Origin of the sequence: Citrobacter sp. RHBSTW-00859, assembly GCF_013729795.1 — a bacterium.
GTDB classification, from domain to species: Bacteria; Pseudomonadota; Gammaproteobacteria; order Enterobacterales; family Enterobacteriaceae; genus Citrobacter; species Citrobacter braakii.
This window is the reverse complement of the sequence record NZ_CP056284.1, coordinates 2852733-2876355: the sequence shown is the minus strand read 5'-3', so window position 1 is coordinate 2876355 and position 23623 is coordinate 2852733. Positions and strand designations below refer to the sequence as shown.

23 protein-coding genes are annotated in these 23623 nt (G+C 50.4%); 12 read left to right on the top strand and 11 right to left on the bottom strand.

The features are described 5' to 3' along the window. Positions 1-7: 7 nt before the first annotated feature. The gene (locus HV302_RS14385; RefSeq protein WP_172860417.1) at positions 8-511 is read right to left on the bottom strand and encodes a YbaK/prolyl-tRNA synthetase associated domain-containing protein; all 504 of its coding nucleotides are present in this window, start codon (positions 509-511) and stop codon (positions 8-10) included. 44 nt (positions 512-555) lie between these two features. Then, the gene (gene dgcJ, locus HV302_RS14380) at positions 556-2046 is read right to left on the bottom strand and encodes a diguanylate cyclase DgcJ (RefSeq protein ID WP_181626089.1); all 1491 of its coding nucleotides are present in this window, start codon (positions 2044-2046) and stop codon (positions 556-558) included. A gap of 165 nt (positions 2047-2211) precedes the next feature. Here dgcJ and HV302_RS14375 point away from each other — a divergent pair, with 165 nt between their 5' ends. Genes HV302_RS14375 through HV302_RS14365 form a run of 3 tightly spaced genes read left to right on the top strand, consistent with a single transcriptional unit; the run spans position 2212 to position 4081 of the window. Beyond that, entirely contained in the window at positions 2212-2982 is a 771-nt protein-coding gene (locus HV302_RS14375; RefSeq protein ID WP_181626081.1) for a class I SAM-dependent methyltransferase, read from the top strand. 14 nt (positions 2983-2996) lie between these two features. Further along, a complete protein-coding gene (locus tag HV302_RS14370) occupies positions 2997-3407 on the top strand; it encodes a hemerythrin domain-containing protein (RefSeq protein ID WP_049271241.1) in 411 nt (136 codons plus the stop codon). A gap of 35 nt (positions 3408-3442) precedes the next feature. Then, entirely contained in the window at positions 3443-4081 is a 639-nt protein-coding gene (locus tag HV302_RS14365; RefSeq protein ID WP_181626078.1) for a CatB-related O-acetyltransferase, read from the top strand. 75 nt (positions 4082-4156) lie between these two features. On the opposite strand, the gene HV302_RS14360 is transcribed toward HV302_RS14365, so the two are convergent. Both HV302_RS14360 and yeaG read right to left on the bottom strand, forming a co-directional pair. Next, positions 4157-5440: a YeaH/YhbH family protein gene (locus HV302_RS14360; RefSeq protein WP_016152809.1), complete on the bottom strand. Its 1284-nt coding sequence runs from the start codon at positions 5438-5440 to the stop codon at positions 4157-4159. Between the two features lie 123 nt (positions 5441-5563). Beyond that, positions 5564-7498 carry a protein kinase YeaG gene (yeaG, locus tag HV302_RS14355; RefSeq protein ID WP_016152810.1) on the bottom strand — a complete coding sequence of 645 codons (1935 nt, stop codon included), beginning with the start codon at positions 7496-7498 and terminating at the stop codon, positions 5564-5566. A gap of 434 nt (positions 7499-7932) precedes the next feature. Between yeaG and HV302_RS14350 the strand changes: the two genes are divergently transcribed. The 4 genes from HV302_RS14350 (at position 7933) to HV302_RS14335 (ending at position 10897) form a co-directional block, all read left to right on the top strand. Then, entirely contained in the window at positions 7933-8679 is a 747-nt protein-coding gene (locus tag HV302_RS14350; protein WP_016152811.1) for a MipA/OmpV family protein, read from the top strand. 578 nt (positions 8680-9257) lie between these two features. Continuing rightward, positions 9258-9500: a hypothetical protein gene (locus tag HV302_RS14345; protein WP_019076610.1), complete on the top strand. Its 243-nt coding sequence runs from the start codon at positions 9258-9260 to the stop codon at positions 9498-9500. 10 nt (positions 9501-9510) lie between these two features. Beyond that, a complete protein-coding gene (locus HV302_RS14340; RefSeq protein ID WP_016152813.1) occupies positions 9511-9864 on the top strand; it encodes a hypothetical protein in 354 nt (117 codons plus the stop codon). 178 nt (positions 9865-10042) lie between these two features. Then, on the top strand, positions 10043-10897 hold the full coding sequence (locus HV302_RS14335) for an aldo/keto reductase (protein ID WP_181626072.1): 855 nt from the start codon (positions 10043-10045) through the stop codon (positions 10895-10897). A 95-nt stretch (positions 10898-10992) separates the two neighbouring features. Here HV302_RS14335 and HV302_RS14330 read toward each other — a convergent pair whose 3' ends face one another. After that, positions 10993-11877, bottom strand: a complete 885-nt coding sequence (locus tag HV302_RS14330; RefSeq protein WP_016156308.1) for a D-hexose-6-phosphate mutarotase — start codon at positions 11875-11877, stop codon at positions 10993-10995. 199 nt (positions 11878-12076) lie between these two features. After that, complete coding sequence (gene gapA / locus HV302_RS14325; RefSeq protein ID WP_003030697.1) at positions 12077-13072, bottom strand: glyceraldehyde-3-phosphate dehydrogenase; 996 nt, start codon at positions 13070-13072, stop codon at positions 12077-12079. A 341-nt stretch (positions 13073-13413) separates the two neighbouring features. Between gapA and msrB the strand changes: the two genes are divergently transcribed. Continuing rightward, positions 13414-13827: a peptide-methionine (R)-S-oxide reductase MsrB gene (gene msrB, locus HV302_RS14320; protein WP_016152816.1), complete on the top strand. Its 414-nt coding sequence runs from the start codon at positions 13414-13416 to the stop codon at positions 13825-13827. Between the two features lie 42 nt (positions 13828-13869). Then, positions 13870-14145 carry a YeaC family protein gene (locus HV302_RS14315; protein ID WP_151222743.1) on the top strand — a complete coding sequence of 92 codons (276 nt, stop codon included), beginning with the start codon at positions 13870-13872 and terminating at the stop codon, positions 14143-14145. 44 nt (positions 14146-14189) lie between these two features. Here HV302_RS14315 and yajD read toward each other — a convergent pair whose 3' ends face one another. The 5 genes from yajD to sppA form a co-directional block, all read right to left on the bottom strand. Further along, positions 14190-14534 (bottom strand): HNH nuclease YajD, encoded by a 345-nt coding sequence (yajD, locus tag HV302_RS14310; protein ID WP_003832478.1) that lies wholly within the window; start codon positions 14532-14534, stop codon positions 14190-14192. Between the two features lie 93 nt (positions 14535-14627). Next, complete coding sequence (locus tag HV302_RS14305; protein WP_155574162.1) at positions 14628-15881, bottom strand: glycoside hydrolase family 18 protein; 1254 nt, start codon at positions 15879-15881, stop codon at positions 14628-14630. Between the two features lie 260 nt (positions 15882-16141). Beyond that, positions 16142-16780: a bifunctional nicotinamidase/pyrazinamidase gene (pncA, locus tag HV302_RS14300; protein WP_046275890.1), complete on the bottom strand. Its 639-nt coding sequence runs from the start codon at positions 16778-16780 to the stop codon at positions 16142-16144. A 14-nt stretch (positions 16781-16794) separates the two neighbouring features. Beyond that, positions 16795-17811 carry an asparaginase gene (gene ansA, locus HV302_RS14295; protein ID WP_016156311.1) on the bottom strand — a complete coding sequence of 339 codons (1017 nt, stop codon included), beginning with the start codon at positions 17809-17811 and terminating at the stop codon, positions 16795-16797. A gap of 55 nt (positions 17812-17866) precedes the next feature. After that, positions 17867-19723 (bottom strand): signal peptide peptidase SppA, encoded by a 1857-nt coding sequence (gene sppA / locus HV302_RS14290; RefSeq protein ID WP_016156312.1) that lies wholly within the window; start codon positions 19721-19723, stop codon positions 17867-17869. A 175-nt stretch (positions 19724-19898) separates the two neighbouring features. Here sppA and HV302_RS14285 point away from each other — a divergent pair, with 175 nt between their 5' ends. The 3 genes from HV302_RS14285 to topB all read left to right on the top strand — a co-directional run bounded on the left by HV302_RS14285 (position 19899) and on the right by topB (position 23561). After that, a complete protein-coding gene (locus tag HV302_RS14285) occupies positions 19899-20450 on the top strand; it encodes an NAD(P)H nitroreductase (protein WP_016152830.1) in 552 nt (183 codons plus the stop codon). Positions 20451-20566: 116 nt separating this feature from the next. Beyond that, entirely contained in the window at positions 20567-21610 is a 1044-nt protein-coding gene (gene selD / locus HV302_RS14280) for a selenide, water dikinase SelD (RefSeq protein ID WP_016152831.1), read from the top strand. Between the two features lie 4 nt (positions 21611-21614). Further along, positions 21615-23561, top strand: a complete 1947-nt coding sequence (gene topB / locus HV302_RS14275) for a DNA topoisomerase III (RefSeq protein WP_019076618.1) — start codon at positions 21615-21617, stop codon at positions 23559-23561. Positions 23562-23623 lie beyond the last annotated feature (62 nt).

Genomic DNA, 23623 nt, shown 5'->3' with positions numbered 1-23623 from the left:
CGGACGGCTATGGTACGCGGCGGAACGGGAGTAATTCCGGTTTCGCGATACGCAGGTAATCTGCGGTATCCATGATCACGGATTTTTCCAGCACTCCGGCATTGAACGCAATTTCATTAAAACGCTCAAACAATAGCGGATCGGCGACCAGCTTAAGTTTTGGATGGAAGCTAAACGGTGGGATAGCGCCAAATACGCAACCTGTCAGTGCATCGACTTCCGCCGGGCTGGCAAGTGATGCTCTTAACCCGCCGATATGACTGGCTAACAGGCTCAGGTCGGCCTGCTGGTCGGCAGAAAGAATCGCCAGGACATGCTGATTAACGCCGTTGCCTTTGACCTTACAAACCAGCGCTTTTGCTCCCTGGCCCAGTGCGGTACCGCGAATTTCAGAAACCGCTTCACATTTGCCGACCGCTTCATGGCTTACCACGCGATACGTCGCGCCTTGTTCTGACAACAGCGAAATTAAACGCTGATGCGTTGCGTTACCTTTGTTCACTTCCGTCATGACTTACTCCTGGTACAACAATGAAAATCCTGTCAGAAAAATGATTACGCATCCGCGCGTTTTTTCTGTTTGTTCAGGTAGAGCTGTGCATCGGATGCTTTGTAGGCATCATCAATGGTGTCGTTTGGCTGCATATTATAAATCCCTGCGGAGAAGCTGATTACTCTATCTTGCGCAATAATTTGTAAGTTATAGCGAATCCTCTCCAGCAGACGAGGCGTTAATTCAGCGGGGTAATCAATGAGGATAATGCAAAACTCATCCCCACCGAGGCGGATGGCATAGTCGTTTTTGCGAATCGAGGTTTGAATGGCTCTAGCCAGAATGGTGATAATGCGATCGCCTTCCTTATGCCCCAGCGTATCATTAATGACTTTTAGTTTATCGCAATCAATGGCGATAAAGGTCACAAGGGTGCCCGCGTTTACCAACTGCTGTAAACGCTGTTCGAGCGTCGGCGTTAAAATTTTGCGGTTGTAGAGCCCGGTCATTGCGTCACTGATATTTTCACGCGTGACGTTGTGATACAGCCGAAAATGCGTTCTGACCATATTCAGCAACAGTATTGTCGCCAGCAGATAAAAGGCGAATACTTTCCAGGAGGAGACAATAAAGTACATAAAATCAAGCGATAAGGTGATGCGTATACCGCCGGGCATGTCCTCCTGGTAGTGAACATAGCTAAACAGGTTGTTCTCACTTTGGTGAACGAGTATCTCTTTACCTGAGTTGATGTCCGAAAGCGTCACGTTAAGATAGCGCCAGACGAGAGGGCGGTCGCTGGTATAGAAAATATTCTTTAAATTCTCTTTGTTAATATCCACCATCACCACGCCTTTTAACTTACCGGCATAGTAGACCGGTGTTAAAAAGCTCATCACTTTTTTCTCGGTCAGGTTATCTTCATAAATACGGGAGATTACCGTGCGGCCAGTGAAAATACCGTCAATATCATTCTGGTTGATACCCAGGTTTCCTTTTTGCAAAAACGACCAGTTGTGTATCGCAAATTTCCGCGAATCGACCAGATCAAAGAAATAGACGTAGTTATTTTTGAGATCGACGTAATATCGAAATTTATACTCCTGCATACCTAAACCATGACCGTAATCTTTCTGCTCACGATTAACGTTTACCGCCCGGTCAAAAGAGGGCAGTAGAAATATGTCTTCAAGTTTCTCGCTACATTTTGTGGTGGGGGTTTGCAACGTACCGTGTAATGGTAGGTAGTTATGCTGGGTGAGGTTGAGCCCATGAGTGCCGTTAACGCTGTCGAAAGCGTTGCAAAGTGCTTTTTGTTGCTCGATAGAAGCGGGTACCTGGGGGGATGAAAATGTGCGCATAAGATGGGCTGCAATACTTTGATTAGTATACTTATCATAGAGAAACGATGAGTCGGCTTTCTCATTGATATAGCGCATGTACGCATTCATTGCTTTATCGCTGGCAATGAGCTCATAAACCAAAAAAGAAAACGTCAAAACAACTACGCTGACGGAGATAAAGAGCCTGAGCGCTTTATGATGCAATTGCATAATGATGTACAGCCCTGTAAGTCTGATACTTCAGTCTATCACACGGCATACATCCGCTCTAACGCTACTGGGAAGGGCATTTTGTAATAAAAATCATTCGCGTGCTTCACCTTTAACTCTTATTGTTGTATTTATAATGCAACTTATAAGAAAGGAGACAAGCAGATGAGCGCGACTGATAAAGCGGGCCATACGTTCTTAGCCAGCCTGGGCAAAACCCGTCTGCGTCCGGGGGGCGTTGAAGCAACAGAGTGGTTGTTCAGCCAGTCACAGCTGACGCCCGACAGCCAGGTGCTGGAAGTGGCGTGTAACATGGCCACGACGGCGATAGAGTTAGTTCAACGTTTTGGTTGTACGGTATACGCCATTGATATGGATAAAACCGCACTGGCAAACGCCAGAAATAACGTGTCGGCAAATGGTCTGGAAAATCACATTCACGTTATGGCAGCTAACGCTAACACCCTTCCATTTGCGGATAACAGTTTCGACGTTGTGATCAACGAAGCCATGCTGACAATGTATGCCGATAAAGCGAAGGCGAAGTTAATTGCCGAATATTATCGCGTATTGAAGCCCGGCGGGCGTCTGTTAACTCACGACATTATGTTCACCGCACAAAAACTGGGTGCGGGCGAGCAGGGCCAGCTTGTAGAGGTAGTGAAATCAAACGTTAGCCCGATGACCAGACAAGGCTGGCGCGATTTATTTCTGAACGGTGGGTTTGCACAGGTCTTGCAGCAGAATGGTGATATGTCGCTGATGTCGCCGCGAGGATTAATTCGTGATGAAGGGCTGACTGGGGCGGTTAAAATTGTGTTTAACGGCTTACGCACACGCGAAAATCGTCGCCGGTTCCTGAAAATGTTTCGCTTCTTCCGTTCGCAACGTCACCAGCTAAACTACATTGCCTGCTGCTCCGTAAAGGGAAAATAAAAAAGGATAAACGGATGAATATTGATAAAATGAAAGATCAGCATGTTGAAATTCTGGAAAAAATATCATTTCTACGTACGTTGAGCCATGCAGGCGTATCATCCAATGCCCAGGAAATTGCAACTGCGATCGTTAGCATGAGTGCCATTATAAAAACACATTTGTTTGCTGAAGATCAGTTCCTTTATCCACATATTGAGCAGGATGGAAATAGTACGCTCAGACAGGTTAGCTCAAAATTTCAACGTGAAATGACGGATATCGTCAGCGAATATGAAGTTTTTTCCCGGCGCTGGAATATTGCCAGTAAATTAAAAGGTAATGATGAGGCATTCAGACGTGATGCCAACAATGTTCTACGCAAAGTGTATGAGCGTATGCAAAAAGAAAATAAAGACTTCTATCCGCTGGTGGAAAGGATGTAGGGTGTTTTAAAACACAATGATAAAAGGATGGCGAAGTGTCAGAAAAACACTGGTCGAGAATGGAGTACCTTCATCAGACAGTGACCAACCCTAATATAGTTATTAAGGGTACGCATAGCTATTACAGTGACTGCTGGGATCATGGATTCGAACGTTCGGTGGTGCGGTATTTACTCGGTGATGAGATCAGCCGGGACTGGGAACCGCTTGGGCATTTGGATAAGTTGATTATTGGGAATTTCGTCTGCATTGGCGCTGAGAGCGTTATTCTGATGGGGGGAAATAGTACGCACCGGCTTGACTGGATCAGTCTTTATCCCTTTATGGCGTCGATCAAAGATGCCTACGAGTTTCGGGGTGACACGGTGTTGCATGATGGTTGCTGGTTAGGCATGCGCGCCATGATCATGCCAGGCGTTACGCTCGGGGAAGGCGCTGTTGTCGCAGCAGGTGCGGTGGTGACTAAAGATGTGCCACCGTATGCGGTAGTCGGCGGCAATCCGGCAAAAATAATAAAATATCGCCTGCCGGTGAGGGATATTGAACGAATACTGGCCCTTAATTTGTATCAACTTCCGGAAGAGTCGCTCGTGAAAATGCAACCGCTGTTGTCTTCTGGCGATATTTCCGCGCTCGAAGTGGAAGTGGCTAGCCTGAGACAAAATGCTAAATGAGATAACATGTAGTCGAAACGCGAAGTCATAAAAATCAACCAGAGGAGATAACCTCTGGCTGATTTATGTATGTGGTTAGCTATTGCTGGTTGTACTTTGCTTATGAAACAGTTCGCGAAAGACCGGATAAATATCATCCTGGTCGCGGATATGCTGCATCGCAAAGTTTTCAAACGTTGATTGCAGATGTTCGTATTCACGCCACAAGGTCTGGTGCGCGCGGCGGGTGATTTCGATATAGCTATAATATCGCACCATCGGCAGCAGTTTTTTCGCCAGAATCTCATGACACAACGGGGAATCATCCGCCCAGTTATCACCGTCCGAGGCCTGTGCGGCATAGATGTTCCACTGGGCTGGGTCGTAACGGTCTTTTACCACTTCATCCATTAACTTCAGCGCGCTGGAGACAATGGTTCCCCCGGTTTCCTGAGAGTAGAAGAACTCATGCTCATCCACCTCTTTCGCCTGGGTATGGTGGCGAATATAAACCACTTCCACGTTTTTGTAGGTCCGACTCAAGAACAGATACAGCAAGATATAAAAACGCTTGGCCATATCTTTGGTCGACTGATCCATTGAACCGGAGACGTCCATCAGACAGAACATCACTGCCTGGCTGGAAGGATCGGGCCGTTTTTCATAATTCTTGTAGCGTAAATCAAAGGTGTCGATAAACGGCACGCGTTCGATTTTTGCCCGTAGTTCGGCAATCTCTTTGCGTAACCGTTCCTCTTCCAGCAACTGCGCTGGTTCACTTTTTGCGATGGTTTCCAGATCCGCTTCGAGCGCATGCAATTCGCGACGCTTACCTGCCGTCATCGCTGTGCGGCGCGCCAGTGAGTTTTGCAGGGAGCGCACCACGCTGATGTTGGCAGGCACGCCGTTAGAGGTGAAACCTGCCCGGTGCGTTTTGTACTCCGTTAACTGACGCTGCTGATTCTGCTTCAGGTTAGGAAGTGCTAAATCTTCGAACAACAGATCGAGATATTCATCTTTAGAGATCTGGAAGACGAACTCATCCTGACCCTCGCCATCCTGGCTGGCCTGGCCTTGTCCGCTTCCTGAACCACCGCCGCCGCCCTGCGGGCGTTCAATGCGGTCGTTCTGCACAAAATGGTCGTTACCCGGATGCACGCGATGGCGCAAGCCGCCACGCCCCTGATGGAACATCGGTTCGCTAATATCATCAGTCGGAATAGAGACAGATTCGCCGCTATCCACATCAGTCACCGAACGCTTGTTAATGGCCTCGGAGATCGACTGTTTAATTTGCGATTTATAACGGCGTAAGAAGCGCTGGCGGTTTACCGTGCTCTTGTTTTTGCCGTTAAGACGCCGGTCAATAAACCAGGTCATAAGCCCCCCGTACTGCATTTGCCAACTTTATGCTACATCAGTAACGCCGGATGCGCTGAGCATATCCGGCCTACGGATGTGTATTGTAGGCCCGGCAAGCGTACGCGCCTCCGGGCACTTTTTTTAAGACGATTTACGTACGCGCAAATACCATTCGCACAGTAAACGTACCTGCTTACGCGTGTAGCCTTTTTCCATCATCCGGTCGACAAAATCGTCGTGTTTTTTCTGCTCGTCAGTTGAGGTTTTGGCGTTGAACGAAATGACCGGCAGCAGCTCCTCGGTATTGGAGAACATTTTCTTCTCAATGACCGTGCGCAGTTTTTCGTAACTGGTCCAGTTTGGATTGCGACCGCTGTTATTCGCTCTGGCACGCAGAACAAAGTTGACGATCTCGTTACGGAAATCTTTGGGGTTACTGATACCCGCCGGTTTCTCAATTTTCTCCAGTTCTGAGTTCAACGACTCGCGGTCAAACAGCTGACCGGTATCCGGGTCGCGATACTCCTGATCCTGAATCCAGAAATCCGCATAAGTGACATAACGGTCGAAAATGTTTTGTCCATATTCGGAATAGGATTCGAGATAAGCCGTCTGGATCTCTTTGCCAATGAACTCAGCATATTTCGGGATCAGATAGCCTTTCAGGAACTCAAGGTAACGTTCTGCCAGCTCCTGCGGGAACTGTTCGCGCTCGATTTGCTGCTCCAGTACGTAGAACAGATGCACCGGGTTAGCTGCCACTTCGGCGTGGTCAAAGTTAAAGACGCGTGAGAGGATCTTAAACGCGAAACGCGTGGAAAGACCGTTCATTCCCTCATCGACCCCGGCGTAATCCCGATACTCTTGATAGGACTTCGCTTTTGGATCGGTATCTTTCAGGCTTTCCCCATCGTAAACACGCATCTTCGAGTAAATGCTCGAGTTCTCAGGCTCTTTCAGGCGAGAAAGAATGGTAAAGCGAGAGAGCGTTTCCAGCGTGCCCGGTGCGCAAGGCGCATGGGTCAGCTCACTGTGGTTAAGCAGTTTTTCGTAAATTTTGATCTCTTCGGAGATCCGCAGGCAATAAGGCACTTTGACGATGTAAACACGGTCAAGGAACGCCTCATTGTTTTTATTATTACGGAACGTCACCCATTCGGACTCGTTCGAGTGGGCGAGAATAATTCCGTTAAACGGCAGGGCAGAGATACCTTCTGTCCCGTTGTAGTTTCCTTCCTGGGTTGCGGTCAGCAGAGGATGCAGCACTTTAATTGGTGCTTTAAACATCTCAACGAACTCCATAATCCCCTGGTTTGAGCGGCACAGTGCGCCCGAATAACCGTAGGCATCAGGATCGTTCTGGGCGTGGTGTTCGAGTTTACGAATATCCACTTTCCCGACCAGCGCAGAGATATCCTGGTTGTTTTCATCACCAGGCTCCGTTTTGGCAATAGCGATCTGCTCCAGAATAGACGGCCAGACTTTGACAACGCGGAATTTTGTAATGTCCCCGCCAAAATCATGCAGACGTTTTGCAGCCCAGGGCGACATGATCGTACCGAGATAACGACGTGGGATCCCATACTCTTTTTCCAGGATCTGGGCGTCTTCCTGCGGGTTAAACAGGCATAACGGATGATCGTTTACCGGGCTACGCTCGCCGTTGGCGCTCAGGACATAAATCGGTACTCGCTGCATCAGCGACTTCAGCCGCTCAGCAAGAGATGATTTCCCCCCTCCCACAGGCCCCAGCAGATACAGAATCTGCTTCTTCTCTTCCAGACCCTGAGCCGCATGCTTCAAATAAGAAACAATCTGCTCAATGGCCTCTTCCATGCCATAAAACTCTTCAAAAGCAGGGTATCGTGCAATCACCCGATTCGAAAAGAGTCGAGAAAGACGAGGTTCGTGGGCAGTGTCGACCATGACAGGCTCACCAATAGCCATTAATAGCCGCTCTGCCGCATTGGCATAAGCGCTGCGATCTTGCCGACAAGTGGTAAGAAACTCCTGCAGCGTGAACTCTTCGTCCTTGGCAGCTTCATAACGCTGGCGATAGTGATCGAATATATTCATGGTATGCCGTCCTTTCGTTTTTTTAGCACATGTTAAGAGCCGTTCATATGAATAGTAGAGGCCCCTGAAGAGGTAAACTGAACGACGTCGCTGCTGAAGAAATAAGCAACTCTCATGCCATTGTGGTGGTCAGGAGATCAACGTATTCGGTGATACACCTTCTAAAATTAAGCGTAGATGGCATTTGCAAAACTTGCCTGTGCGCGCAAATGAATTTCAATGGCATATCAATAACTCATCAGCAAAAAAAACATATCTTTTGTAAATATATGGGGCAGGATTCATGCGGTGTTCACTGTCCTGCAAGCAAAATGTCATCACTCGCTGAGAAATTAGGGGGTTACATTCTGGGGCGAATCCGTAAAATAGTTGGGCTGAAGCGTATTGACGGTTAAACTTTGACCGCTACACATTTAAATAAGGAATTATTGACTGTGACCAAACTCAAACTTCTGGCACTTAGCGTGCTTATTGCCACTTCCGCTAACGTCGCACAGGCAGAGAGCAACCTGACGCTGGGCGCAGGCGTTGGTGTGGTTGAGCACCCTTACAAAGATTACGATAGTGACGTTTACCCGGTCCCGGTTGTGACTTATGAAAGCGATAACTTCTGGTTCCGTGGTCTGGGCGGTGGTTACTACCTGTGGAATGACGATACCGATAAGCTGTCGGTGATGGCCTATTGGTCGCCAATGTACTTCAAACCGGGTGACAGCGACGACAACCGTCTGCGTAGTCTGGATAAACGTAAGAGCACCATGATGGCTGGCCTTTCTTACATTCACAACACGCAATACGGTTTCCTGCGTACCAGCCTTGCAGGCGATACGCTGGATAACAGCAATGGTATTGTATGGGATCTGGCGTGGTTATACCGCTATACCAATGGCGGTCTGACGTTGACTCCGGGGATTGGTGTCGAGTGGAACAGTGAAAACCAGAATGAATACTATTATGGTGTTTCACGCCATGAATCTGCCCGGAGCGGCTTGCGTAGCTACGATCCTGAAAGCTCCTGGAACCCGTATCTGGAGCTCAGCGCAAACTATAACTTCCTGGGCAACTGGAGCGTATACGGTACTGCGCGTTATACCCGCCTGTCTGATGAAGTGACAGACAGCCCGATGGTGGACAAATCCTGGACGGGTCTGATTTCAACGGGTGTTACCTACAAGTTCTGATACCACTGTGTGTCAAACACTCGCCCGCAGAGATGCGGGCTTTTTTGTGCATATCAGAGATGAATATTGATCCAAAACATGTGATTTGATTTTTTGTGCTGTTTTGGCATTACATCGGCCGCAACAAATAGTTAACGTATTTTTCCTGCCGCAATTACCAAAATTAAACCTGTTGTTTGATGAGACTGAAATCTATTCGTTTGTGAATGGAAGAGTATCTGTACAGTTTCACGAATTATTGTTCTGGGAGAGTGATTTCTGGTTTCGCAATATATTGATAATATTCTATTTTATAATCACGGTATAATTTTATCGTGAAACTCTCGCCACTAAAAATAGCAAGATGACTATTTTATTATTTTTGTGAAACGATGAAAGTTAACTTTCATTTGAAAAAATAAAATCATTAAGTTAATTTTTATTTTACATCTTTTAGGTATTTATCTGAAAAAATTAAAATTGACATTAAATAAGCGATTGCAGATATTACTCCAACTTAATAAGTAAAGACAGTAACGCTGCATGGCTCAGATATTAAATGTCATGTGGTTTTCTTGCGAATAAACCTGGTAGAGATAATGAAAAAGTTAATCATGATAGCAGTGATGGGTGGGATTCTGACGGGATGTTCCACCGAGGCTTCACGCATGAGTGCTTGCGAAAGCAAGGGCGTGAGCCGCGATGCCTGCTATATCGCTGAGCAAAACCGTCAGGCGACAATCAATGCCGTAGCTGAAAAACAAGCTATGGAGAATGCGCAAAACGTATATAACTCAAATGATACTAATTCCAGTCATCACCACAAACACAATAATTATTAAGGTGTAACTTATGAAGAAATTAATAATTATCGCTGTACTGGTCGCAACATCTGCGGCTGCACCAGCCTATGCCATCAGCGAGGCTTACCGTCAGCAGTTACAGCATGAACATAAAACGATGGTCAGCGATGCTAATGCTCCGGTGCACGCCAGTAAAATCACACCCGTGCATGTGAATAAACTGGGCGTAGACTTTAAACGTGGCGCTGATGGTATTGCTTATATTAATGGCAAAGCTGCGGCAAATGATGAGAACAATGCAGACGCTCAGTCTTATAGCGCGGGCTTGATTTCCGTCATTGTCTATAAAAACGGGAAAATTAACGCGATGAAAGAGGGGAAATATTTAGGTCGCTTAAAATAACCGCAGTGCAGTTAAGATTTTCTGTCATTCGGCCCGGGAGCATTGTTTGTTCCCGGGTTTTTTATTGCCGTTGCCATAGCGGTCAACTTCCAATCTTAGAAGGTGCAATTTGTGCACCCTAACAGGACACATGCCAGTTGTTTTGCTTTACTGTGGTGCATTAACACAGGAGGGCGCGATGACAGCGAAACAGGTGATGTTTACAAAGCAGGTATCGCTGCCTGCTATTGGGCAGGGAACATGGTACATGGGCGAGGATCCTGGCCGACGCCGGGAAGAGGTTTTAGCGCTGCGGGCTGGTCTGGATCTCGGTCTGCGGTTGATCGATACCGCCGAAATGTATGCAGATGGTGCAGCGGAAGAGGTAGTGGGTGAAGCATTAATCGGGCGTCGTGATAGCGCTTTTTTAGTCTCGAAAGTATACCCCTGGAATGCCGGTGGTCAGAAAGCCATTGCCGCCTGTGAAGCGAGCCTGCGTCGACTAAAAACCGATTATCTGGATCTCTATTTGCTGCACTGGACGGGCAGTTTTTCATTTGCTGAGACCGTTGATGCCATGGAAGCACTCATTGCGCAGGGGAAAATCCGCCGCTGGGGCGTCTCTAATCTCGATTACGATGACATGCAGGCGTTATGGCAAGTCACAGGTGGGCGGGAATGTGCCACTAACCAGGTGCTTTATCATTTAGCATCGCGCGGTATTGAATATGATTTACTGCCGTGGTGCCAGCAGCAGCAGATGCCGGTCATGGCTTACAGTCCGCTGGCTCAGGCGGGGCGATTGCGCGGTGACTTGCTTTCTCACTCTGTGGTGAACGACATCGCGCACGCGCACAATGTTAGTGCTGCGCAGATTTTGCTGGCATGGGTGATCCGTCTGCCGGGCGTGATGGCGATTCCAAAAGCGGCAAGCGTAGCGCATGTCGAACAAAATGCCGCCGCGCTGGAGATAACGCTCTCTGTTGATGAGCTGAAGCAGTTAGATAAGGCATATCCAGCGCCAAAGGGTAAAACGGCGCTGGATATGGCCTGATTTGCCGAATGGCGATGCTCACGCTTCTTATCCGGCCTACGCAATGTTTGGTAGGCCGGATAAGGCGCAAGCTCCGTCAGGCTGCAGACACAATCTTAGCGTTTAGCAACGCGGATAGTTTGTGCCAGGCGTGATGGTTTTTCTTCGCGGGTTTTCTGCGGCGCGGTTGCGTAAGCCGTCTCTACGCAAACAAACGTTTTATAGCCGTCATCCGGCATGTCGCCCATGCTAACGGACAGCGCCGGACCCGGGTTCCAGCCCACGACATTCAGATGGTGGTGATGGACGACGTCGATATTGCGGTTGAGCGCATCATCATGGATAACGCTGCACGCTTGCGGATTCAGATAGACACGATCGGTGCGGTCCGGGAAGGTCTGGATACCATCAGCCAGCACATCTTCTTTAGCATCATTCACTTTGTCGATCAGGCGATCGCCAAGTCCACTGACTTTTACTGCCGCAATGTCACCGACGTTGAAATAGGTATGCAGCGCAGAGGTGGTTTCAAATTCACCGTGGGCTTCCAGTTCCATTTCACAGGTGGCACCTACTTTGAAACGGGCCAGCAGGCAGAACTCGTGCGGCCATAGCTGACGCGTTTCAGCGTTGCTTTGCAATTCAAACGTCAGCACCACGCCATTGTCGTCTTCGTTGTGCGCTTTCAGCGTCCATGGCAGGTTGCGGGCAAAACCATGAGAAGGCAGACCCTGCTGAGCAGCCGGGCCAAACCACGGCCAGCAAATTGGTACGCCGCCACGCAGCGCTACGCCGGTTTTAAACGGGGTATTGTTACTTAGCCACAGGACTTCCTCTTCGCCGTTGGGTTTCCAGGAAAGAAGATGTGCGCCCTGCAGTGCGAAAGATGCTTTAACCTGTGGATGATCGACCACAAGAATCTCAAGTTCATCAAGCTGGCGGCGGGAGAGGACCGGGGTAATTTGTTCGATTACCGGAAGTGCAAAAATTTTATTAATCATTATGCAATCCTTTTTTTTACCCTAAATAATTCGAGTTGCAGGACGGCGGCAAGTGAACGATCCCGATGAGCTTACAGAAGTAAGTGATTCGGGTGAGAGAGCATTGCCAACACACCGGTAACTTGAAGTATGACGGGTATCTTCAGGCAAAAAAAAGAGCGACCTGAGTCGCTCTTACAGATTACTGTTTCATCTCAACTTATTTGGAGATGTGAGCAATCAGGTCCAGAACTTTGTTGGAGTAGCCGGTTTCGTTGTCGTACCAAGATACCAGTTTCACGAAGTTGTCGTTCAGTGCGATACCAGCTTTAGCATCGAACACGGAAGTGCAAACTTCACCGTTGAAATCGGTAGATACTACGTCGTCTTCGGTGTAACCCAGAACGCCTTTCATCGGGCCTTCGGAAGCAGCTTTGATTGCTTTCTTAATTTCTTCGTAAGAAGCAGCTTTTTCCAGACGAACGGTCAGGTCAACAACAGATACGTTCGGGGTAGGAACGCGGAACGCCATACCAGTCAGTTTGCCGTTCAGTTCTGGCAGTACTTTACCTACAGCTTTAGCAGCACCGGTAGAGGACGGGATGATGTTCTGGGATGCGCCGCGGCCGCCGCGCCAGTCTTTGTGAGACGGGCCATCAACGGTTTTCTGAGTAGCGGTGGTCGCGTGAACAGTAGTCATCAGACCTTCGATGATGCCGAAGTTGTCGTTGATAACTTTAGCCAGCGGAGCCAGGCAGTTAGTGGTGCAGGAAGCGTTAGAAACGATGTCCTGACCTTCGTATTTGTCAAAGTTAGCGCCTTTAACAAACATCGGAGTGTTATCTTTGGACGGACCAGTCAGAACCACTTTTTTCGCGCCAGCAGTGATGTGCTTACGAGCGGTTTCATCTGTCAGGAACAGGCCAGTAGCTTCAGCTACTACGTCAACACCAACTTCGTCCCATTTCAGGTTAGCCGGATCACGTTCAGCGGTAACACGGATTTTTTTACCGTTCACGATCAGATGACCGTCTTTCACTTCAACGGTACCGTTGAAACGGCCGTGAGTGGAGTCATATTTCAGCATGTAAGCCATGTAGTCAGCGTCTAACAGGTCGTTGATTGCAACGATCTCGATGTCAGAGCGTTCTTGAGCAGCACGGAAAACAATGCGACCGATACGGCCAAAACCGTTGATACCTACTTTGATAGTCATATATTCCACCAGCTATTTGTTAGTGAATAAAAGGTTGCCTGTAAAATTACAAAAACCTTACGCAGCGTCAAGCGGAATCGTGTCAATCATTGCGACAAATCAATCTGCTGCTTAAGCTTTGCGCAACTGACTCGCCTCACTCTTCCTTTGGGCTTGAAACCACATGGGGTCGGCGGCCCGAATTTTAAAGGGCAATCAAGATAAAAACGTGATTGTGATCACGAATTGCAGGCTGCCATTTCGCACGGATCAAGTTTAGAACAAAAGTTCGCACTCTGGTGTTAATGTTTTGTTAGAATCTGTCTCGCGATGTGAGTTTAGATAAAGCGAGATGTGAGCAAATGGCTAATCAACCTTCTCCAGAAGAACTAAAAAAAAATTTAACCGAAATGCAGTTCTACGTGACGCAGAATCACGGGACAGAACCGCCATTTACCGGGCGTTTGCTGCACAACAAGCGTGACGGAATCTACCACTGTTTGGTCTGTGACAAACCGCTATTTCGTTCCGAGACAAAATATGACTCTGGCTGCGGCTGGCCCAGCTTTTACGAGCCTGTCAGCGCAGAGGCTATCCGTTACATTAAAGATACTTCACACGGCATGCAGCGCATTGAAATCCGCTGTGGTAACTGTGATGCGCACCTGGGGCACGTCTTCCCGGATGGTCCGCAACCTACAGGTGAACGTTACTGCGTTAACTCAGCCTCTTTGAACTTCACCGATGGTGAAAACGGTGAGCAGACCAAAGGCTGAAGAAACGATTCAGCAAATTATTCTACGGAGAGTGGATTTAACATGAATCTTGATGAGATGATCAACAGCATGACGCCGGAAGTTTATCAGCGCTTATCAACTGCCGTTGAACTCGGAAAATGGCCGGATGGCGTGGCGCTAACGACAGAACAAAAAGAGAACTGCTTACAGCTGGTGATGTTATGGCAGGCACGAAACAATATTGACGCGCAGCATATGACGATTGATACCAATGGTGAGATGGTGATGAAGAGTAAGCAGCAGTTGAAAGTGGAGTTTGGTATTACGCCCGAACCCATTGCGACGTTTAAATCCTGATTACTCAGGCCCGGCAAACATCTATGTCGGGCCCGCAGTTGAAGTTATTTCTTGTTCATCATCGCCTTCAGATCGGCGAACGGATTATATTTCGCTTCGCCCACCGCTTTCTGTGCATCTTCGCCTGCAACCACCGTTGAACCATACTGGTCCGCTTCCGTATATTTGGAATGTTCGTGATCGTGGCAGTACAGGCACAACATTTCCCAGTTGCTACCATCTTCCGGGTTATTGGAGTGATCGTGATCGATATGGTGTACCGTCAATTCGCGCAAATTTGAATATACGAACTCACGGGAACAACGTCCGCAGACCCAGGGGAAGAGTTTAAGCGCCTTTTCCCGGTAACCGACTTCCAGACGGGCGTAATTTTTAGGGATAAAAGCCATAAAGCTCATGCCTCCAGTAGAAAATGAAAAGCTGCGCCAAAAGCTGGCGCAGCAGAATGCGATAATCATAACCTATTGTGTCAGGCGTTGGGATCAGTGTTTGATGCCTAACGAATCGGCTAACTGCTTAGCCAACTGGTTTTGGTCATCCGCACCGTATTCCCAGAACATGGCGCCTCCCAGCCCCTTGCTCTTGATGTAGTCAGCCTTGATCGCTACCGAGCGCGGGTTTTCATAGGAGAGGGCAAAGAGCGCTTTTCCATCCACAGACTGCACTGACAGCCACGGTACTTTTGCTTCATCATCCCAATGCTGGCTAAAGCGCTTTTGCGGATCGTTGATCAATTTCGCCACAATGTCGTTGTACTTCACATAGGTATCTTTGCTCAGATCGACGCCCAGTGATTTGAACAATTCAATTTGCGCGGGCTCGAAATAGGGCTGGGTAACAGGATTTTTCTGTGCGTCAGGTTTGCTCCAGTCAATGCCTGGCTCAACAGCGCGTTTCGGTACGCGACCATAAAAACCAATGCCCAGGTTCATCTGACTCGCTTTTAGACCGGCAGCAAGATAGTTGTTGACCACAAAATCAGCGCTGTACTTATCCGCCGCGGCGACTGTCGGCCATTGTGTCGAATCGTACAGGTTCGAGTTGAAATACTGCGTACCGTAAGCCATGTCATAGGTCATCAGGTTTATGTAGTCGAGCGATGGCGCAATGGCTTTCACATCCACCCAGCTTTTCGGGCTTTCCGCATTTGCGCCCACGGCGATAGTCAGTAGTTTTTTATGCCCCAATGCGGCGCGGAGCTCTTTTAACAGTGCGGTAAAGTTAGCTCGGTCGGCCGGTTGACTTTCGACCAGTCCCCAGGCGCCGTTGACCGGATATTCCCAGTCGAGGTCGATGCCATCAAGGCCATATTTCGCAATTATCTCCTGAGCAGACTGAATAAACACCGCCCGAGATTCTTTCGTTGCTGCCGCACCAGAGAATCCACGTGCCCCCCAACCACCGACGGAAAGCAATACTTTCAGGTTCGGATTCTGTTTACGCAGCTGTGGAATTTTCAGTAAATCATCCTGCACTTTCGGTGAAAGCCAAATCTGATGCAGCTTGCCGGCGTCTTTTAAGGCGTCATTGGTCTCGTCTTTTTCGTTGTTGTAGACAAGCCCAAACGAATAGTTGAGATGGGTTATCTGACGAACATCCAGTTTATTGATGTCACCACCAGGACCGGCAGTGACGTCGCCGCCACCATTGAAGTAGCCAACTGACATCAGTGAACTGGCGGAAACAACGCTGGCGCAAAGCAGGGGTAATGCTGCCAACAAAGGCAATAGTTTCATCGGTGTTCCTCTTTGACATTTAAACAAGCAAACACGCCACGGAAATGGCGTGGCGAAAAAAACAGCACCTGCAGGTTAACAGTTTCATAACAGGAAAAATGCGAAGAGGTTCACGTCATGTCGGCGAAGCGGCAAACCATTTCTGGTAGGTTGTATCGGTTGGGGCAAACATTACTGAGTGTTGACGCAAGTCCTTTTTCTGGCCTACAGATTTGCATACATGCGCAAATTCAATAGGCCGGATAAGGCGTTTTAAAGTATTAGCGATGGGTTTCCAGCCAGTCATCAAGCGTATACAGCGTTGCGCCCGCTGCGGCCATTTCCATAAACGCCTCTGCACTGTCCTGGGGTTGAATATTGACGCCACGGCAGCCGTCGGTAATAACGCTGACGGTATAACCAAGATCGAGCGCATCCAGAACGGTGAATTTAACGCAATAGTCGCTAGCCAGACCCATGATAATAAGCTCAGCAATACGGTGTTCGAGCAGCCAGGCGTTCAGCGCGGTTGCCTGACGACGACCGTTATCAAAAAATGCACTGTAACTGTCGACCAGCGGGTTCTCGCCTTTGGTGAAGGTTTTCGCTATTGCACGCTGGTTCAGCAGCGGATGCAGGGCCGCCCCTTCGCTGTTTTGCACGCAATGATCGGGCCAGAACGTTTGCGCCAGACCATCCAGTTGTCCCTGACTGTAGGGGGCGACCTGATGCTGGCTGGCAAAACTACCGTGATTAGCCGGATGCCAGTCAAGACTGGCAACAACCGTGTCGCCGCGTAGGGCGCACCAGTCAATCAGACGGTTGGCAATCTCGATTGTGCTGTCGCCTTGCGGAACAGCGAGAGCGCCGCCGGCACAAAAGTCATTTTGTAAATCGACCAACAGTAAGGCTCGGGCCATGGGCATAGACTCCTTTATTCGTCCGGGGTGAGCTCGCCGCGCAGATTTTGCGTCATAGCTTCACGAATGCTCTGCACATCCAGTCCCTGACTGAGTAAATAGTGCAATTTGGTGAGCGTGGCTTCGACGGTCATATCCGCGCCGCCAATTACGCCAGCGTGGGCGAGGGCATTACCCGTCGCGTAGCCACCCATGTTTACCTTGCCGGACATACACTGGGTCAGGTTCACCACCACAATGCCACGTGAGCTCGCATCTTCAAGTTCTTGCAGAAACTCTTTATTTTGCGGTGCATTGCCCACGCCGTAGGAGCGCAAAATTAACGCTTTTACCGGCTGGCGCAGGAAGTTACGCACCACATCAGCGGAGATACCTGGATAAATGGTGACCACGCCAATCGGTTGTGGAGTAATAGGATGAACAATCAGTTCACCTGCGCCGTGCGGTGCTGGCGGAGTTCCCAGTCGACGGATGTGGATCCCGGCTTCCAGTAGCGGCGCAAGGTTGGGTGAGGCAAAGGCGTCAAAGCCATCGGCGTGCGCTTTAGTGGTACGGTTGCCGCGAAACAGTCGATTGTTGAAAAACAGGGTTACTTCATTGATCGGATAATTTGCCGCAACGTACAGCGCGTTGAGCAGATTGATTTGCCCGTCTGAACGTAGCTCTGCCAGCGGAATTTGTGACCCTGTCACAATGACCGGTTTACCCAGGTTCTCCAACATAAAAGAGAGCGCCGAAGCCGTAAACGCCATGGTGTCGGTGCCGTGCAGAATGACAAAACCATCGTAATCGTCGTAGTGTGCTTTAATGTCTTCCGCAATATGCTGCCAGTCTTCCGGCGTCATGTCGGAGGAATCCATCAACGGGACGTATTCGTGGATGGTGAAGTCTGGCATCTCCGGGCGGTGGAATTCAGGCATCAATGCCAGTTGACGCTGGAGATGACCAGAAACAGGAATATAACCCTGTTCTGAGCGCTGCATACCAATGGTACCGCCGGTATAGGCAACGTAAATCGATTTCTTTTGCATGACTTTTCTTCTGTCTCAATGAAAACCCCTCTTCATCCCGAAGAGGGGGCAATTGTTAGCGAACGTTGGCGCAGGTCAGGCAAAACGCATATCGGTTTTGCGGATCGTTAAACGCGGCCAGCTTATCGCTTTCCGCTTTAACTGCACTTGCCGCAGAAGCAAGCGGCGCCGGGAGCATGGCCTGAATAGCTTCGGGCAGCATGGCGCGAACGGAGCCTGACATGCTGTCCATTACCATATCGACGAATGTCGGTTCATCCTGATAATACGCAATGTGCCACTGTTTCAGCTTGGCAAGCTCAGCCGCTTTCGCGATGGCGTCGTCAAAATCACCGAGGCTGTCTACCAGTCCGTTGGCTTTCGCATCCTGACCGGTCCAGACGTGACCCTGCGCGATTTTGTCAATCTGCTCAGGGGTTGTCTTACGTGCATCCGCGACCAGCGTGATAAAGCGCTTATAGCCATTTTCAATGCTCAATTGCATCATTTGCTGCACTTCAGGCGGTAACGCTTTGGTGATGGAGATATCCGCCAGCGGGGAAGTGGCCACGCCATCGGTATGTACACCAATGGAATCCAGGCTGTTTTCTACGGTGTTGATCACACCAAAGATCCCGATTGAACCGGTTAACGTGCTGGGGTTTGCCACAATGTAACTGGCTGGGGTGGAGATCCAGTAGCCACCGGAGGCCGCCATGCCGCCCATAGACACGACAACCGGTTTACCCGCCGCTTTTGCCGCAGCCAGCTCAGCACGAATGACTTCCGAGGCGCTGACGCTGCCGCCAGGACTGTTCACGCGCAGTACAATAGCTTTCACTTTCGGATCGAGACGCGCTTCGCGGATTTGTGCGGCAGTGGTGTCGCCCCCCACATTTCCTGGGGTTTCTTCACCGTCCATAATCGCGCCGTTCGCGAAGATAACGCCAATGCTGTCTCCGGTATCCGCCGGTGTTTTCAGCGAATAATCGTAATAGCTGACGGCGCGATAGTTTTTATCCGCTTTGCTCCAGCCAAACTGTTTGGTCAGCATTTTTTCGACTTCGGCGCTGGAGGCGAGTGCATCCACCAGTTTGTTGTCGAGCGCATATTTCGCCGTATCTCCATCGACCTTCGTCAAACCGTCCAGCATCGCCTGTGCGCCAGGGAACACCTGCTGAGCTGGGATCTGGCGGTTGGCGGCGACCGTGTCGAGATAGTTCTGCCACAGCTCGCCGATCCAGCGACTGTCGGCTTCACGCGCGGCAGGAGACATATCATCGCGGATAAACGGCTCTACGGCAGACTTATAGGTCCCGACGCGGAACACGTGCGTGGAGACTTTCAGCTTATCGAGCAGGGACTTGTAGTACAGACCGTTGGTGGCAAAGCCGTGCAGATCAACGGAACCCTGCGGAGAGAGGTAAATTTTGTTAGCAAAACTGGCGAGGTAATACTGCCCCTGGCTGAAGTTATCGCCCACGGCAAAGACCGGTTTACCGCTGTCGCGGAATTCCCGCAGTGCTTTGCCGATATACTGCATGGAAGGCTGGTCTGCCCCGGCAAAATTTTTCAGATCCATCACGATGCCGGTGATGTTGCGATCATCTTTTGCCTGGCGAATCGTATTCACGATATCGAACAGGGAGTTTTCCTGCAGACGATCGGAACTGGCGCCAAACAGCTGACGACCAATAACGCTTAAACGACTGGTGCTCGAAGGCTTATCGACAATCACCCCGGAGATATCCAGCAGCAGCGCGCCTCGCTCAGCGTGTTCGCTGGTGTTGCTGCTGCTGACCTGCATCCAGATGCCCACGCCAACCAGCACCAAAAAGATGAAGAACAGGTTAAGCACAAATTCACGGACGAAATTGAGTAATCGCCATGTCCATTTAAAAAATCCGGCAATAAATCGCCACAGGGTTCGCATGTATTCTCCCTACCAATTAACAACACGCCACCCCGAAATCCCGGAGAAAGGCGATAAGATGAGGCTATCGTAATGACCCGACAGGCACTTGTCAGCAGGAATCACCGCCTGTGCTGTAACAAAATCCGCTCACGTGTTAATTTTGTGAACAAATTTCATTGTTGGAGTTAAGCAAATGGATGCACTCGAATTACTTATGACCCGTCGTAGCGCCTCTCGTCTCGTCGAACCGGCCCCGGCAGGAGAACAACTGCAAAATATTCTGCGTGCGGGAATGCGCGCGCCGGACCACAAAACGCTGCAACCGTGGCAATTCTTTGTCATTGAGGGCGAAGGGCGTGAACGCTTTGCCGCCGTGCTTGAAAAAGGCGCTATTGCATCTGGCAGCGATGAGAAGGCCCAGGAAAAAGCGCGCAGCGCGCCGTTTCGCGCGCCGCTGATTATTACCGTGGTGGCGAAATGTGAAGCAAACGACAAGGTTCCGCTATGGGAACAGGAAATGTCTGCCGGTTGTGCGGTGATGGCCATGCAGATGGCTGCCATTGCCCAGGGCTTTGGCGGTATCTGGCGCAGTGGCGCATTAACCGAAAGTGAGGTCGTCCGCGAAGCGTTTGACTGTCGCCCACAGGATAAAATCGTCGGTTTTCTCTATCTGGGCACACCACAGTTGAAAGCATCCACGACGATTACCCTTGCCGATCCGAGCGCATTCGTCCGTTATTTCTGATATCAACGGCAAAACTGTCTGGATTATGAGCAAAGGCACCCGAATTCAGACAGTCACTCTTACCACATCATGGAATGAGCGCTACCATATCCGGATTGCAATGACAGGAGATGTCCATGAGCGAGCAAGCTATTCGTTTAACGCAATACAGCCACGGAGCCGGTTGCGGTTGTAAAATTTCCCCAAAAGTGCTGGAAACCATCCTGCACAGTGAGCAGGCGAAGTTTGTTGATCCAAACTTACTGGTGGGTAATGAAACCCGCGACGACGCGGCTGTATACGATCTGGGAAACGGCACCAGCGTAATCAGCACCACCGATTTCTTTATGCCGATTGTCGATAATCCGTTTGATTTTGGCCGCATCGCCGCCACCAACGCCATCAGCGATATTTTCGCCATGGGCGGCAAACCGATTATGGCAATTGCTATCCTGGGCTGGCCGCTTGATAAGCTGGCGCCGGAAATCGCCCGCGAAGTAACCGAAGGCGGACGCTTTGCCTGCCGTCAGGCGGGTATCGCGCTGGCGGGGGGGCACTCTATCGATGCCCCTGAGCCTATCTTTGGTCTTGCGGTAACCGGCGTTGTTCCAACTGAACGCGTGAAGAAAAACAGCACCGCCGAGGCGGGATGCAAGCTGTTTTTGACCAAGCCTCTGGGTATTGGTGTCCTGACCACCGCAGAGAAAAAATCGCTGCTGAAGGACGAGCACAAAGGGCTGGCGACGGAAGTGATGTGCCGGATGAACATTGCCGGGGCGGCATTTGCCGATATCGACGGCGTGAAAGCCATGACCGACGTTACCGGTTTTGGGCTGCTGGGGCATCTGAGCGAGATGTGTCAGGGGGCCGGCGTTCAGGCGCAGATCGTCTACCAGGCTATTCCTAAGCTGCCAGGTGTTGAAGAATACATCGCGCAGGGCGCGGTGCCGGGCGGTACCCAGCGAAACTTTGCCAGCTACGGACACCTGATGGGTGAAATGCCGCAGTCGGTTCGCGATCTGCTCTGCGATCCGCAAACTTCCGGTGGTCTGCTGTTAGCGGTAACGCCGGAAGCTGAAGCCGAAGTTAAAGCGGCAGCGGCGCAGTTTGGCATCGACCTCACCGCGATTGGTGAGTTAGTGGAAGCTCGTGGCGGTCGCGCCATGGTTGAGATCCGTTAACTCGATGCGGTTGTTTATTGCCGAAAAACCGAGTCTGGCGCGCGCTATCGCCGATGTGCTGCCGAAGCCGCATCGCAAAGGTGACGGTTTTATCGAGTGCGGAAACGGGCAAGTGGTGACCTGGTGTATTGGTCACCTGCTTGAGCAGGCGCAGCCAGATGCCTACGACAGTCGTTATGCTCGCTGGAGTCTGGTTGATCTGCCGATTGTCCCAGAAAAGTGGCAACTGCAGCCGCGTCCCTCGGTGACCAAACAGCTCAACGTTATTAAGCGATTTTTGCATGAGGCCAGTGAAGTCATTCACGCAGGTGACCCCGATCGTGAAGGACAGCTGCTGGTGGATGAAGTGCTGGATTACCTGCAACTGGCCCCTGAAAAGCGCCAGCAGGTGCAACGCTGCCTGATTAACGACCTCAACCCGCAGGCCGTCGAGCGGGCGATTGAGCGTCTGCGCGCCAACAGTGAGTTCATCCCCCTGTGTGTGTCGGCACTGGCGCGAGCGCGGGCGGACTGGCTGTACGGTATCAACATGACGCGCGCTTATACCATTCTGGGGCGTAATGCGGGCTATCAGGGCGTACTTTCGGTCGGGCGCGTGCAAACGCCGGTGCTCGGACTGGTTGTGCGTCGCGATGAAGAAATTGAAAACTTCGTTGCCAAAGACTTCTTCGAGGTAAAGGCGCATATCGTGACGCCCGCCGATGAGCGGTTTACCGCTATCTGGCAGCCGAGCGAAGCGTGTGAGCCGTATCAGGATGAAGAAGGGCGCTTGCTAAACCGCACGCTGGCTGAACACGTGGTAAACCGCATTAACGGTCAGCCGGCGATCGTCACCAGCTATAACGATAAACGGGAATCAGAATCCGCGCCGCTGCCGTTTTCGCTGTCGGCGTTGCAGATTGAAGCGGCGAAACGCTTTGGCTTAAGTGCGCAAAACGTTCTGGATATCTGCCAGAAGCTGTATGAAACCCATAAACTGATCACCTATCCGCGTTCGGATAGCCGTTATCTGCCGGAAGAACACTTTGCCGGACGTCACGCGGTGCTGAACGCGATTAGCGTCCATGCGCCGGATCTGCTTCCGCAACCGGCGGTCAATCCCGATACGCGAAACCGCTGTTGGGATGATAAAAAAGTGGATGCCCACCACGCCATCATTCCAACCGCGCGCAGTTCGTCCATCAACCTGAACGATAATGAAGCGAAGATATACAATCTGATTGCCCGTCAATATCTGATGCAGTTTTGCGCGGATGCGGTATTCAGGAAGTGCGTTATTGAGCTGGATATCGCGAAAGGTAAGTTTGTCGCCAAAGCCCGTTTTCTGGCGGAGGCTGGATGGCGTACGCTGCTTGGCAACAAAGAGCGCGACGAAGATAACGACGGGACGCCGCTGCCGGTGGTGGCAAAAGACGACGAGCTGCTGTGCGAAAAAGGCGAAGTGGTTGAACGACAGACCCAGCCTCCGCGGCACTTTACCGATGCCACGCTGCTGTCAGCGATGACCGGAATCGCGCGCTTTGTGCAGGATAAAGATCTGAAAAAGATCCTGCGCGCAACGGACGGACTGGGAACGGAAGCGACGCGCGCCGGGATTATCGAGCTGCTGTTTAAGCGTGGTTTCCTGGTGAAGAAGGGGCGCTATATCCATTCTACCGATGCCGGAAAAGCGCTGTTTCATTCGCTGCCTGAAATGGCGACGCGTCCGGATATGACTGCGCACTGGGAATCTATCCTGACCCAAATCAGCGAAAAACAGTGTCGATATCAGGATTTCATGCAGCCGCTGGTGGGGACGCTGTATCAGCTAATCGATCAGGCGCGCAGCACGCCGGTACGACGCTTCCGTGGTATTGCCGCACCGGGTAGTAGTGGTGGTGACAAGAAAAAGAGCGCGCCGCGTAAACGCACGGCGAAAAAAAGCCCGCCATCTGAAGAGGCGGGCCTGTAGTGCGCTCTTAGGCTGGATAAGGCGCGTGTGCCGCATCAAGCCTACGGGAACAACAGATCTGA